The sequence below is a fragment of the Sphingobacterium kitahiroshimense genome (assembly GCF_025961315.1).
In the GTDB taxonomy this organism is placed as follows: domain Bacteria; phylum Bacteroidota; class Bacteroidia; order Sphingobacteriales; family Sphingobacteriaceae; genus Sphingobacterium; species Sphingobacterium anhuiense.
This window is the reverse complement of record NZ_JAOQNK010000001.1, coordinates 2,298,770-2,313,393: the sequence shown is the minus strand read 5'-3', so window position 1 is coordinate 2,313,393 and position 14,624 is coordinate 2,298,770. Positions and strand designations below refer to the sequence as shown.

The window sequence follows — 14,624 nt, the reverse complement described above, 5'->3', positions numbered from 1 at the left end:
ACGAAAAATCTGAGAAATAAACGACGATGGTTTTACATATTTACCATCCATTCTTTAAAATCTGAAGCTTTATTTTTACTGACATAAATGCGTTCAGGGGTTTCTGTATCAAGTGTAATAAGTAAGCGGTTATCAAACCAGATGGTGATGCTCTCGACTGAATTTCTTGCAATAATGAACTGTTTGTTAGCACGATAAAAGTTCTTAGGATTTAAAGTAATATAGAGTTGCTCGAGTGTTCTTGAATAAGGATATTTACTGCCATCTTTGAGATAGATATGGGTACTTTTATCTGTTGTGTAAAAAAAAGAAACAGTCTGTAGGTCAATTGGAATTAATCTGTCTTGAACAGGAATTAAGATTTTATCTTTATACTGTTTGGCAGGAGCTAATTGCGTAATCTTTGAGATATAGGCTACTAGATCTGATTGTGTAAAACGTTGAAATTTTTGCAACGCGCGGTCAAGATCATTTTTCTTTATTGGTTTTAGCAAATAATCAATACTGTTGACCTTGAAGGCTTCAATAGCATATTCATCATAAGCAGTAGTAAAGATTATAGGAATTTCGACCTCAACATGATTGAAGATAAGAAATGCCGCACCATCAGAAAGATGAATATCCATTAAAATGAGATCCGGCGGTGGATTTGTAGTTAACCAGTTAATGGTCTGGCTGACACTTTCTGTATTACCTAATACCTGAATAGTGGGATCAATTTCTTTTAATATCTCAACCAAGCTTTCATAAGCTGCAGTTTCGTCTTCAACAATTAATACCTGCATCAATAATTACTTTAAGGGTAAATAAACTGTAAATGTTTTGCCATTATCTTCAATATGTATCGGTTTTTCCAGTAATAATATAAATCTACTTTCTAGATTTTTAAGACCTGTTCCGTTACTGACGGGTGCGACCAATTTAGGGTAAATAGGATTTGAAACAACAAGTTCATTGCGGTCATTGAAGTAAATATCAATGATCATTTTATGATCGCTGTCAATGATATTATGTACAACAATGTTATCCAATAAAGGGAGGATAGATAACACTGGTAATTTATAGTCCAATACTTCATCACTTATATCAACGTTATAGGTCAATTTATTGGCAAAGCGAACTTCCATCATATATTTAAAAGCATCTACGAAAGCAAGCTCTTCTCTCAAAGTAACCAGACCTTTTTTGTCACTCTGCAGAATGTATCGGAATACATCAGATAATTTGTTAACATAAGTTAAAGTGACTTCATCATTCTTTTTTCGAATTAAAGAAGTTAGACCATTTAGGGAATTAAAAAAGAAATGTGGGTTGATCTGATTGGTAAGTGCATCATAGCGGCTCTGTAGATTTTTCATGGTTAGCTCCTCAATCTGCTGTTCTTTTTTTCTCTTATCGCGATAGAGCTGTATAATGTACCCCACGAGCGAACTCAGGATAGAAACAACAAAGAATTGAAAGAGTACAAGACTTCCAAAATGCCTTACTTTGGTAAATAGTAAAAATGAAATACCGCCATATACAACGTAGCCGCTAGCTGATATCAAAAGATTGTAAGCGATCCGTTTTTTTAAGGTTGAAGATCGAAGATAAGTCAGATTGCTTTTAATCAAAATAAAAACCAATGAGACAAAGAACAGGTAGCGAAATAAGAAAAAGATGATATGCTGCATTTTTCTTGTTTCTTCTAATCCTCTTAATTCAAAAGGTAACCAGGTGATATCCGGGTATATAATAAATGTTGCGGCAGCGATACTGATTAATAAGACCTGCCATGAACTGTATTTTGCTAACAATATTTTTTTGATTTTGTACAACAATAAATAGTACTATTTATAAAGATACAACCTTCTGTTTCGAAAATAAATACCTGACCCGACTAAAACGAAAAATAAAGGATGAAGACGAAAGTATATTTTGTAATACACCATTCCCTTAAGCATGTAAATAGAGTTATGCTGTTTATTTTTATAAATATCCATCAGTCCTTACATGATTTTTATAAACAAAATCATGTACAATGATGTCTGTTTAATAGAGAATGAATAAGCATCGGTAATAATGGTAAGTGAAACCGTAATCTGTATACACGACTATTCAATACCATAGCTGAACTTTGCATTGTAATACCTGTTTAAGATCTTAAAAGAAAAAGTAGCGATTGTAAAAAATACTTATTGTCAGTATAAAAATATTAAATCATGGAAAAAAGGAATTTAGGAAATAATAAACTTGAAGTATCAGCTTTGGGTTTGGGTTGCATGGGGTTAAGTTTTGGTTATGGACCTGCTACAGATAAGCAAGAGGCTATTAGCTTAATTCATGAAGCGTATGAAGCAGGGGTAACATTTTTTGATACCGCAGAATGTTATGGTCCCTTTATTAATGAAGAGCTACTAGGTGAAGCCTTGGTCCCTTTTCGCGACCAAGTAGTAATTGCAACCAAATTTGGGTTTCAGGAAGGTGATTCAAAAAAAGGATTGGATAGTAGTCCATCACGCATAAGAGCGGTAGCGGAAGCATCCATGAAAAGGCTTAAAACAGATTATATTGATTTATTTTATCAGCATAGAGTGGATCCGAATGTTCCGATTGAAGACGTTGCAGGAACTATTCGTGATCTGATAAATGAAGGAAAAATTAGACATTGGGGGCTTTCAGAAGCGGGTGCGGAGACGATTCGTAAAGCACATGCAGAGCAACCAGTAACTGCATTACAAAGTGAGTATTCGTTATTCTATCGGGATCCTGAAAAGGAAATTATACCTACTCTTGAAGAATTGGGTATAGGTTTTGTTCCTTTCAGCCCATTAGGAAAAGGATTTTTAACAGGTGCTATCAATGAATTAACACAGTTTGATCCCGCAGATTTCAGAAATATAGTGCCTCGGTTTTCACAAGAGAATAGAAAAGCTAATGAAGCCTTGGTTGATTTGTTGAAAGTAATCGCTATTGATAAGGAGGCTACTCCGGCACAAATAGCATTAGCTTGGTTATTGGGACAAAAGTCATGGATAGTACCTATTCCAGGGACAACAAAAATCCATCGATTACAGGAGAATATCAGCGCATCTTATATCAGATTATCGGCTGCAGATATGGAACAGATTGAACAAGCTACTTCAAAAATTACGATCCAAGGAGCGCGGTATCCAGAAGCTTTACAAAATCGAGTAGGGAAATAAGTAATAAGGGTAGTTTTTTCCGTAATCCGTATACTAAAATAAAAACTGACGGTTTGATATTTGTCTAATAAATTGATTAATAATGAAAGCATTAACAAAATACGGATTACTATTAAGTGTAGCTTTATTATTGCTATTATCCTGTTCTCAGGCTCAAGAACCGATAAAAGAGCAGTCTAGCTCTGCTCCAATAACAGACAAACCGCTTCATGATAAAAAGATATTAATCGTGTACTTATCGCGTACAAACAATACAAAGGCAGTTGCTCAGATCATCCACAAAGAAATAGGAGGTGATCTGGTGCCGATCGAATTAATGACAGCTTATCCACTGGATTATCAAAGTGCAGTAGATCAGGTTGCTCGTGAAAATCAAGGAGGCTATTTGCCTCCTTTAAAAACGCAAATTGAGAATATAAAACAATATGATGTAATTTTTGTCGGGTTTCCTACTTGGGGAATGCAACTTCCTCCTCCAATCAAAAGCTTTTTGTCCCAAAATGATTTAAGTGGGAAAACGATTGTTCCTTTTAACACGAATGGCGGGTATGGTATTGGTAGCAGTTTTGAAACTTTAAGGCAATTATGTGCTAATAGTACCGTTTTAACAGGCTATTCTACTACAGGCGGAAAGGAAAAAGAAGGACTTTTTTTGGTGATGAAAGGTGCAAAAGAAGAGCAGGTTAAAGCGGATATAAAGAAATGGCTAGCAACGATTAAGATAGATAATTAAAGATTAGGGGAGCTGGTCTAAGTATATGCTATTTATAATTATTAAATAGGAGAAGTATTTATCTGTAAGAATATAATCTGTAAATTAGTTTTGATATTTCAATAAATTATGAATTTTCAGCTGTCAGATCACAGTTAAATATGGTTGTAAGGTGATGGATAAGAGCATAGACTATGGCGTTTTTTTACCGAATAAATCCCTTTGGGATTATGTAGAAAGCTTTTGGTTTTTGCATAATCAATCTGATCAGGAAAAAGAAACAGTTGGTTTACCAGATGGACGAATTGATCTGATATTTTCTAAATCACCGGAAAATCCTTTTCAAATCATATTATTGGGACTTGGTACACAACATAAACCGGCGACTATTCCCGCACGTATAAAGATGTTTGTGGTAAGTTTTAAATTACTTGCTGTCGACTATATTTTGAAACAACCTATTTCCGATCTAGTGGATTCAGGCAAAGTGCTTACAAGTGATTTTTGGGATTTTTCTGAAGATGATCTGCAAGATTTTAATTGTTTTATGAATAAAGCAACACTGACAATGGAGTCCTTAATTCCCCATCAAATCGATAAACGGAAACAACACTTATTTGATTTAATTTATGCCTCGAAGGGATCCGTGACTGTAAAAGAATTAGCAGAAAAAGTGATATGGAGCAGCCGTCAGATCAATAGGTATTTCAATCAGCAATTTGGCCTATCCCTGAAGGTATACTGCAATGTCTTACGCTTTCGAGCATCTCTGGATCATGTTGCACAGGGGAAATTGTTTCCTGAAGAGAATTTTTTTGATCAGACCCATTTTATAAAAGATATAAAAAAATTTTCTGGCGTAGTACCGAAAGAATTATTGAAGAATAAAAACGACCGATTTATACTATTATCTTCTCTTAACTCTGAATAATTTTACCACATCGTGTTAAAAGAAAAAGAATGTTAGTAGAAAATAAGAAAATTGCTATCGTCGGAGGTGGCGTTGGCGGGTTAACTTTAGCTCGTCTTTTACAGATGCAAAATGTGGAAGTAAATGTTTACGAAAGGGATATTAATCGTGAAGTGCGCGTGCAAGGATCTACGTTGGATCTTCATGAAGGTACTGGATTAGAAGCGATGAAGCGTGCAGGTCTTCTTCAAGAGTTTTATAAACATCACCGACCCACTGCAAGTAAATTGTTGCTTGTCGATCAGGATCTTAACATTCACATGGATGATCATGATCGTGAAATTGGAAAAGGAGAAGACCGACCTGAAATAGACCGCGGACCATTGCGTGATATTCTGTTAAATTCATTAAAACCCGATACTGTCATTTGGGACAGCCAATTTGTGTCCATGGAATCACATCAAGATGGATGGTATTTAAATTTTAAAAATGGCACAACTACATATGCAGATTTGGTAATTGCTGCCGATGGAGCTAATTCAAAAATTCGTCCGCTCATTAGTACTATTAAGCCTATATATTCTGGTATCACCTTGATTGAAGGTAATATCTATGATGCCGCTATTCATGCTCCAAAACTTGTTGAATTTGCGAAAGATGGAAAGGTGATGGCTTTTGGGCAGGGGCAATTTGTGGGATACGGATCTAAAGGTGATGGTTCGATTATGTTTGTTGCGAGCTTTAAATGTCCAGAACATTGGTTCAAAGAAAATGGAATAGATTTGAAAGACAAGCAGCAAGCGGATCAATGGTTCAGACAGGTGTTTGTGGAATGGAGTACAGCATGGTCTGAATTTTTTAGAAATGAGCATGTTCAGTTAATTTTACGTCCACAATACTACTTTCCGCTTGATCAATCTTGGGAAGCAAATCATAACCTGACTATGATTGGAGATGCGGCTCATCGGATGCCACCCTTTGCTGGTGAAGGTGCCAATGTTGCGATGCAAGATGCATTTGAATTGGCATCATGTCTTACCAGTGATAAATTTAGTGATTTAAAGAGTGCTATAGCATTTTTTGAAGCAGATATGATCAAGAGAGGTGCAGAGGCTACAGCAGATACTTTAAAGAATAGTGAAATTATGCATGCCAATAATGCATTAGAGCAAATGCTTACATTTTTTAATCTTACACATGAAGATTAGTAATATTGTATTTAAATGAGCAGGAAATAGTTTCTGCTTATTTAAATTTCGTGGGTGAGACGCCTATATATAGTTTGAAATCTTTTAAAAAATGGTTGTAATCATAATAACCAGATAAGAAAGAGTTCGATATGAAATCCTTTTGATAGTTGCTCTGCCACTCGCCATATATATAAATGAAGCGTTGTAAAGAAATGTATTTTTTAGGAGAAATTCCCATGTATTTTACAAAACTTCTCTGTAGCCATTTACGATTTATTTTTCCTCCCAAACCATGGATTACATCTGCTACAGATATATTTCCTTTTTTCTGTTCAATTTTATTTAAAGCTTCTTGAAGCAGAGAAGGTAGGTTTTCTGCTGGAGTATATGTGCGCATGGTGTTTTCCAGTAATTGCATACGATCTGCAACAGTTTTATTTTGATACAGTTTATCGATTAGCAATTTTGATTTTTCACTTATGATGTCAGTTAAGCTACAGACGGGATGTGAAAGAAAGAATTCTGGTGCTACATCAAAAATTTGATAAAAGGATGAAGGATGAAAACGTAATACAATAATATATTCAAGATCTTGAGGTAGTTGCCAGTAAGTATTCTGTATTGTCCCACAACATACCCATGCCGCATTTAATTTGATTGTTTGATCAGCCTTTTTAATATGAACGATATCCGTTTTATTAGGCATAAAAATTAAAGTAGGAAGACCGTCATTGAATAGTGCCTGGTTGCCTTCTAAGTCTTTGCATGAAAATACATATGCACCTAAGATGCATTCTGATTTAAAAAATAAATTAGAATCCCTCCAGTATCTTGTTGATTCTCCTATTATGGAATCAGATGGTTTAATATCTCCAAAAAAATTAATGGGCATAGTTTTACAAAAGTACTTAAAATATATTCAGTGCTATGTCGAATTATTGTCCAATTTTTACTTTTCTAGTTGTATTATGGTCATTAAATTTGTTTCAAACTATTACTTAATCAGTAGATTAGATGGATGTGTGCTCATTTAGAATCTTGATCCTGGTGAAGTGATATTTATTGGCTAAAAGCCTGATTGTAACAGATTGTAATAAAAATAAATGATATGATTTATAAGACAGAAGAAGAAGTAGCATTAATGCAAATAAGTGCAAAATTGACAAGTCAAACATTGGCTGCTATTGCATCGATTATTAGACCAGGTATCACAACACTTGATATCGATCGTTTTGCAAATGAATTTATTCGTGATCATGGTGCAATTCCTTCGTTTCATAATTTTGGTGGATTTCCATTCCATATCTGTGCTTCAGTAAATGATGCTATCGTACATGGATTTCCAAATCATAATCCTTTGAAAGAGGGTGATTTAGTTTCCATAGATGTTGGAGCATTTAAAAACGGATTTCACGGAGATCAGGCATATACATTTATCATTGGTGAAGTTGCTCAAGAAGTAATTCAATTAGTCAAAATCACAAAGGAATCATTGATTAAAGGTATCGAGCAAGCTGTGCATGGTAATCGTATTGGCGATATAGGTTATGCAATAGCCTCTCATATTTCACCATATGGATATGGTTTAGTACGCGACTTGGTCGGTCATGGATTAGGACGTGATTTGCACGAAGGACCAGATATTCCTAACTATGGACAACGTGGTAAAGGTAAGGTCTTGAAAGAAAACTTAGTGATAGCAATTGAACCGATGATTAATTTAGGAACGGATGATAATTATACAGAGGAGGACGGTTGGACTATTCGGACTGCAGATGGTAAACCTTCAGTCCATTTTGAACAGGATGTATGTATTAAGAAAAACTTTCCTCTAATTCTGACAGATATCAAAATTATTGAAAAAGCGGAAAAAGAAAACAATAACTTAAACTCTTCTTACTACTAATTTGAGGAGTCTTACCGTGCTATTATCATGAGAAAGTGATCGATTTAAGATCATTTTCTCATGATTATTATAACAACCAAACCGCCCGTCTCCTTATTTTCAGGATCAGTGTAAATTAAGGTGTGATGCTAAGATATATAGGAGAGTACGATTATCTTCCATTTACGTGTTAATATGGTTTTTAAAATCAATTGTAGATGAGTACTCATGTTTTTAGAATTGATATTGCCTATCGATTATTTAGCTTAAAAACATAAAATACTTCAATATTAATCATTAAATTTGATGAGTGCTCTGACATATAATCTTTTGTGTAGGATAAACTTATTAACCTAATTATTAAAGAGAATGCGCTTTTTGAATATATCTATACTGCTGACCATATTTCTTTTTGTTTCTGACGCATATTCAAAAGTGTTGGCACAAGATAGTGCAAAGCAAGATTTCGTTTCACGTACCGAAATTTTTTTTAAAGAATCGGCGAAAAAAAGTCTTCAAGATATAGAGACAGATAAAGCGGCCATACGACAAAATCAAGTCATTGAAGAAATCGAAGTGCTGTCGAGGCAAGCCCGCTCTTTTTTGAAAAAAGGTTTTGATACTGTAGCCCTTATTCGTGATCTGAATCAAGTTTCCCAATGGCATAATATTTCTAAAGATGGTGTCTTTGAAAATAAGGGTACAACTCAAACCTCGCGCAACCTGACCACAACTTATCATATTCTTGATGCTCTTCATGCAGAGGTTTCTATCTATAAGAAACGGGTTGATCGTTATTTAGACCAGCTGGTTCGTTATAGATTTCAGATTGATTCGTTATGTAATGATAAATCACTATTTATATTATCTAAAGACTCAACGGAACTCAATCAATATATTCACAAACTGAAAGTTGTAGCTGTGGAAATAACTCCTGTCACAACTTTATTAAAAGATAATATTAATACTATACAGACCATACAGAATCAAGTTAATTTTGAGTTGCTTCAACTTCAAACTGGAATGGAAGAAATTGAATACGATCAACAGCAAATTTCAGATAAAACATTTCAACAAGAATTTTTAAATCTTTGGGAAGAAAGTAATTTTGATCGGCCGATCCACGAAGTGCTTTACTTTTCCGCACTAAAAGCAAAGCTGGTATTCTTTTATTACCTAAAGGGGCATTGGGGAAAGATTATTCTTTCTGTTTTATTGTTACTTCTCGTAACGACCTATCTTTATTCTTTACGATCTGGAATTAGAAATATAAATAATAAAGAAGAAGTGAAAAGTATGCTACTAAGCTCTCCATTTCTATCAGGAATAGTGATTACGCTCAGTGTAGTTCAGTTTTTATTTCCTAATCCACCATTTGTTTTTACTGCGGGAATTGTATTGGTATCTGCTTTGATGATCACTATTATATTTAGAAAAGAAATTTCTAAATATTGGTTGGGTATTTGGGTTATTTTTGTCGTTTTGTTTGCCTTTGTAGCCGTAGATAATCTTGTATTGCAGGCTTCTAGGCCAGAAAGATGGTTAATGGTTATTCTTGCCATGATAAGTTTTGTTACTGGTATCTTTATTCTTTTTAATAAAGAGCGTCATCAAGAATTGCGTGAGCGTTGGATTCTTATACCAATCTTTCTTATGACCATAATGGAACTTTTTTCGATTTTGTTTAATGTATTGGGGCGCTTCAATATTGCTAAAATTTTGATGGTTGCAGGTTTGATGAATGTCGTTGTTGCGATTGTTTTTCTTTGGGTGATTAGGCTGGTTAATGAGGGATTGACTTATGCCTCTAATCTTTATAAAAAGCAGGAAAGAAGACTTTTTTACATTAATTATAATCGAGTTGGTAAGCGGGCCCCATTCTTTTTTTACGCTATTTTAATTGTTGGCTGGTTCGTATTATTTGGACGAAATTTTTATGAGTTTAGGCTTTTGTCAGAACCATTAAAAAGTTTTTTTCAGGAAGAACATCAGTTAGGAAGTTATACCTTTTCGATATATAACTTGCTTATTTTTATGCTTATTATGATCGGAGCCACCGTACTTTCCAAAATAGTATCTTTTTTTGCATCAGACTCCCAATGGAATTCCAACGATGATAAGCAGGAGAAAAAGTTCCGTTTGGGAAGCTGGATTCTGCTCATTCGTATCAGTATTATCTCAATCGGTTTTTTCCTAGCCTTCGCTGCTGCCGGAATTCCCGTGGATCAAATCATGTTAGTGATTGGTGCTTTGGGTGTAGGAATTGGTTTTGGCTTACAATCACTAGTCAATAATCTAGTCAGTGGATTGATTATAGCTTTTGAAAAACCGGTTAACGTAGATGATCTAATCGAAATTGACGGACATGCCGGTAAGGTTAAATCTATTGGTTTTCGTAGCAGTGTAATTGCTACACTAGATGGTGCTGATCTCATTATGCCTAATGGTGATCTTTTGAATTCCAATGTATTAAATTGGACTGTCGGTGGTTTTAAAAAACGAATACATATTCAGATAGAGGTAAAATATGGGTCAGATCTGGATAAAGTAAAAATGTTAATCGTAGATGTTTTACATAAGAATGATCAGATATTCGTTACTCCTGCTGTATCCGTGCAATTTGGAAGTCTGTCAGCACAATCTATAATGATAGAAATTTACTTCTGGGTGAAAACTTTAAAAGACACGGGTCAGGTAAGAAGCGATGTGATTAAAACCATCCAATCTGTATTTCAGGAGAATGGAGTTGATCTGGCCTTACCGAAACAAGAGCTACTGTGGAAAAATGAACCTGAGTCAAATAATACGAATGACTAATCATATGAGAATGGTTTACGCAATTAATAAATACTAATCAAGGAACGATGAGAAAACGGCTTTTTGCCACGCTGTTCATATGCATAGTGCTTATGCAAGGCTGTATTAAGGATGCACCGCAAAATCCTGAGGCAGATATTGAATCTGTTACTGTTGATCCACATTTACTAACTGGTAATGTGTTTATAGATCAGATAAATCGGACAATAACATTCAACCTTACAAATGAAGCCTATGAGTCAGGAATCTCTCCGGTGTTGACCTTATCTAGGGGCGCTTCCGTAAAACCAGCAAGTGGGACACTGATCAAGTTTGACGGTGATCAAGATATTGTATATGATGTCACTTCAGAATCAGGAGAAAATACCAAACGATATACGGTTAAAGTTGTGAATATTGGTCATTGGGATTTTGCTTTTCAAAATTGGGCTAGTCATCCTACCGATAAATATGAGTATCCGGTAGAGGATGATGGATTACAGCTCTGGTCCTCCGGCAATCCGGGAGTTGCGCTATCGGGTGTTCCTGCGCGCAGTGACGCATACCCGACGCGATCCACTACAGATGGTTACCTTGGAACGAAGGCTGCAGAACTGGTTACGATTAAAGGTACACCTTTTTCAGAACTTATTGGTATTCGACTGTATGCAGGTTCTTTGTTTTTAGGAAATTTTAATGCTTCTCAGGCTATGCTTAATCCGTTGGCGGCGACAGAATTTGGAGAACCTTATAAGGGGCTTCCTAAATCTTTCACAGGTTATTATAAATATAGTGCAGGACCTGATTTTATAAATAAGGTAGGTCAGGTTCAGCCAGGAGTGAAAGACAAATGTAGTATCTATGCCGTTTTGTTTAACGGTCCGGATAGACTTAATGCGACTAATATTATGAATTCGGACCGGATAATTGCGCGTGCGGATCTTCAGTATGGCTCTGATAAAACCAATTTTACACGTTTTGATATTCCTTTTGTATATAAACAGGATGCTAGTATTGGTAAAAATTTGATGATGGCCATTGTTACCTCGTCCAGTGCTGAAGGGGATCAATATAGAGGAGCGATAGGATCGCGATTGGTGGTAGATAGTTTAAGAATCGTACCTTTATTATGAAGAAATATATAACGTTATCCCTTTATTGTTGTCTATTGGTGGGATCAGGTATCCTGTACGCACAAGATAAACAGCGAAAGTTTTTATTTGATCAGATTAAGCATTCAATTACATTAGGTTATAATATTGGTGCTACGGCTCCTTTTTCTTTTCCTAATACCATTCGTCAGATCAATAGTTATGCACCGATATTTTCACCTTCTTTTGGCTATCAGGCTACATATGATCTTTCATCAAAGTGGTTTGTAGGTACTGGATTAAGCGTAGATGTTAAAGGAATGAAAGTAACTGACAGTGTCCAGTACTTTCATACTATTATTTCTGTGGATAATGGTAATGGTGAAAAAGGCTCTTTTGAAGGAGATTTTACAGGAACAAACGCCACGACATCCCGAAATGTGTATTTAACGCTACCTGTTTTTGCAGGTTACCGTCAGGGAGAATGGGATTTTAAATTAGGGATGTATTTCGCTTGTTTATTATCGGCTGAATTCAAAGGAACTGTGTCAGATGGTTATATTAGAAAAGGTAATTCATTAGGTGAAAAAGTATTGATTGAAAGTGCTGATTTTGACTTTTCAAGAGAGGTGAGATCCTTTGATATTGGAGCTCATTTAGGAGTTTCAAGGCATTTTGGTCAACGTTGGGTGGCAGATCTGACAGGACAATTAGGCTTAAATCCGGTTTTCCCTTCATCTTTCCGTGGAGTAGGATATAATTTGCATAATATTTATCTAACACTTGGTGTAGCATACAAACTTTGGTAATATAAACTTGAATAGGTTGGCTATTTTTGATAGTTCTGATATTTAAAAACAAGCTCTATTTCAGAGCTTGTTTTATTTGCTTAAATCAAGATACAAGCGCAGCATATTTATATAACTAATTGTTTTTTTTAAGAGATGTTCTCTTTATTTGGTTCATGGTGTAGTGATCTAATCAAAGAAATTATAGCTTTCTTATCATATCCGTATAATGCATGAAGTTGATTTTGGGTTCCCTGTGTCGCAAATGTATCAGGTAACCCCAGACGTTTTAAAATGGAATGATATCCATTATCTACCATAAATTCCATTACTGCACTACCTATCCCGCCTATGATACTACCATCTTCTATAGTAATCACGACTGAAAATTGACTAAAGACATCGTGCAGTAATGTTTCATCAATAGGTTTAAAGAACCGGAGGTCGTAATGGGCTACATCAATGTGATCATCCAAAAGTTCTTGACAGGCTTCTACTGCAAATTGACCTATCGGACCGAGCGATAATATGGCTATTCTTTTTCCAGATTTGATTTTTCGTCCCTTTCCGAGAGGTATTTTGCAAAACTTACTTTTGAGCTCACCAGAGCCTACGCTTTTTGGATAGCGTATCGCGAAAGGACCATTTAACGTATCGCATTGTGCTGTGAAAAGCAGATTTTTAAAATCATCCAAATCCATGGGAGATGCACCTGTTATGTTGGGTATACATCTAAGAAAGGAAATGTCAAATGCGCCGTGATGTGTTGGCCCATCTGTGCCAACAACACCTGCACGATCTATGCAGAATACAACAGGTAACTTTTGCAAAGCGACATCATGTATGAGCTGATCGTAGGCGCGCTGTAGGAATGTTGAATATATTGCGCAAAATGGCAACAGGCCGTCAGCGGCAAGTCCAGCACAAAAAGTAACGGAATGTTGTTCGGCAATACCGACATCAAAAACTCGGTCAGGCATTTCTGATTTCATCTTCGATAACGAGCTACCCGATAACATGGCTGGACTGACTGCTATGATGCGGTCATTGGTTTTTGCTAGTGTAAGTAGCGTATTTCCAAAAACCTCCTGAAAAGTGGGACTGCGATTAACTGTACTCAACTTCGATCCCGTTGATTTATTAAAAGTTCCTGGAGCATGCCATTTTTTAGGATCGGCCAGAGCGGGAGCAAATCCCTTTCCTTTGATAGTAACACAATGAAGTAATTTTGGTCCTGGTATGTGCTTTAGTTTTTCGAACAAACCAATCATTTTTTTTAGATCATGTCCATCTACAGGACCAAAATATCGTATGTTTAATGCTTCGAAAAGATTACTATACTGCATAAATCCTCCCTTAATGATTTTATCAAATTTTCGCAGCGTATCTGAAGCCCATTTTGTGGATGAATTTTCTGATGAAAGGAGATTTTTGAGATGTAACTTTAACGTATTGTAATATTTAGCGGTAGTGAGATCTGTCAAATAATTTTGTAGTGCACCGGTATTGCTATCGATAGACATATTATTATCATTGAGTATAATAAGCATGTTTGGTTGTTCATATCCCGCATTGTTCATTGCTTCAAAGGCTTGTCCTGCTGTCATCGCCCCATCTCCAATAACAGCAATATGCTGCCGGTTGAGTTCTCCGCGATATTTGGCTGCGATAGCCATACCTAGGATGGCCGAAATGGAGGTAGAAGAATGACCAGTTCCAAATGCATCAAATTCGCTTTCGTCCCTACAGGGGAAACCGCTTATACCTCCTAGTACTCGGTTAGAGTAAAAAGATTTTCTTCTTCCTGTGAGTAATTTATGAGGATAAGCTTGATGTCCTACATCCCAGATCAGTTTGTCTATAGGCGTATTAAAAACATAATGTAAGGCCACAGTAAGTTCAACAACACCTAAACTAGAACTGAAATGACCTCCGTTTACGGCAACATGATCGATAATAAACGATCGTAAGTCTTCGCATACAACTTGTAAAGAGGAAAAGGATAAATTGCGTAGATCTACTGGACTACTTATGAAATTATTAGGGGACATAGTATTTTTTTTCTCA

General features: G+C 35.7%; 12 protein-coding genes. 8 read left to right on the top strand and 4 right to left on the bottom strand.

What is annotated here, in order from left to right:
* Positions 1–32: 32 nt before the first annotated feature.
* Together M2265_RS10500 and M2265_RS10495 are read right to left on the bottom strand one after the other, a co-directional pair.
* On the bottom strand, positions 33–785 hold the full coding sequence (locus M2265_RS10500) for a LytR/AlgR family response regulator transcription factor (protein ID WP_132771962.1): 753 nt from the start codon (positions 783–785) through the stop codon (positions 33–35).
* A gap of 6 nt (positions 786–791) precedes the next feature.
* Positions 792–1,796 (bottom strand): sensor histidine kinase, encoded by a 1,005-nt coding sequence (locus tag M2265_RS10495; RefSeq protein ID WP_132771961.1) that lies wholly within the window; start codon positions 1,794–1,796, stop codon positions 792–794.
* 405 nt (positions 1,797–2,201) lie between these two features.
* On the opposite strand from M2265_RS10495, the gene M2265_RS10490 reads away from it, so the two are divergent.
* From M2265_RS10490 to M2265_RS10475, 4 genes are all read left to right on the top strand, one after another.
* Positions 2,202–3,185 (top strand): aldo/keto reductase, encoded by a 984-nt coding sequence (locus M2265_RS10490; RefSeq protein WP_132771960.1) that lies wholly within the window; start codon positions 2,202–2,204, stop codon positions 3,183–3,185.
* Positions 3,186–3,267: 82 nt separating this feature from the next.
* The gene (locus M2265_RS10485) at positions 3,268–3,918 is read left to right on the top strand and encodes a flavodoxin (RefSeq protein ID WP_207898670.1); all 651 of its coding nucleotides are present in this window, start codon (positions 3,268–3,270) and stop codon (positions 3,916–3,918) included.
* A gap of 154 nt (positions 3,919–4,072) precedes the next feature.
* Positions 4,073–4,828, top strand: coding sequence for a helix-turn-helix domain-containing protein (locus M2265_RS10480; protein ID WP_132771958.1), 756 nt, complete (start codon positions 4,073–4,075; stop codon positions 4,826–4,828).
* 29 nt (positions 4,829–4,857) lie between these two features.
* Positions 4,858–6,015 (top strand): FAD-dependent oxidoreductase, encoded by a 1,158-nt coding sequence (locus M2265_RS10475; RefSeq protein ID WP_132771957.1) that lies wholly within the window; start codon positions 4,858–4,860, stop codon positions 6,013–6,015.
* A 37-nt stretch (positions 6,016–6,052) separates the two neighbouring features.
* On the opposite strand, the gene M2265_RS10470 is transcribed toward M2265_RS10475, so the two are convergent.
* A complete protein-coding gene (locus M2265_RS10470; RefSeq protein WP_132771956.1) occupies positions 6,053–6,889 on the bottom strand; it encodes a helix-turn-helix domain-containing protein in 837 nt (278 codons plus the stop codon).
* A gap of 216 nt (positions 6,890–7,105) precedes the next feature.
* On the opposite strand from M2265_RS10470, the gene map reads away from it, so the two are divergent.
* From map to M2265_RS10450, 4 genes are all read left to right on the top strand, one after another.
* Positions 7,106–7,903 (top strand): type I methionyl aminopeptidase, encoded by a 798-nt coding sequence (gene map, locus M2265_RS10465; protein ID WP_132771955.1) that lies wholly within the window; start codon positions 7,106–7,108, stop codon positions 7,901–7,903.
* A gap of 348 nt (positions 7,904–8,251) precedes the next feature.
* Positions 8,252–10,699, top strand: a complete 2,448-nt coding sequence (locus tag M2265_RS10460; protein WP_132771954.1) for a mechanosensitive ion channel family protein — start codon at positions 8,252–8,254, stop codon at positions 10,697–10,699.
* Between the two features lie 92 nt (positions 10,700–10,791).
* Entirely contained in the window at positions 10,792–11,811 is a 1,020-nt protein-coding gene (locus M2265_RS10455) for a PCMD domain-containing protein (protein WP_165905961.1), read from the top strand.
* The gene (locus tag M2265_RS10450) at positions 11,808–12,578 is read left to right on the top strand and encodes a porin family protein (protein ID WP_132771952.1); all 771 of its coding nucleotides are present in this window, start codon (positions 11,808–11,810) and stop codon (positions 12,576–12,578) included. The genes M2265_RS10455 and M2265_RS10450 overlap by 4 nt, the downstream gene beginning before the upstream one ends.
* A gap of 128 nt (positions 12,579–12,706) precedes the next feature.
* Here M2265_RS10450 and dxs read toward each other — a convergent pair whose 3' ends face one another.
* Positions 12,707–14,608, bottom strand: coding sequence for a 1-deoxy-D-xylulose-5-phosphate synthase (gene dxs, locus M2265_RS10445; RefSeq protein WP_132771951.1), 1,902 nt, complete (start codon positions 14,606–14,608; stop codon positions 12,707–12,709).
* Positions 14,609–14,624 lie beyond the last annotated feature (16 nt).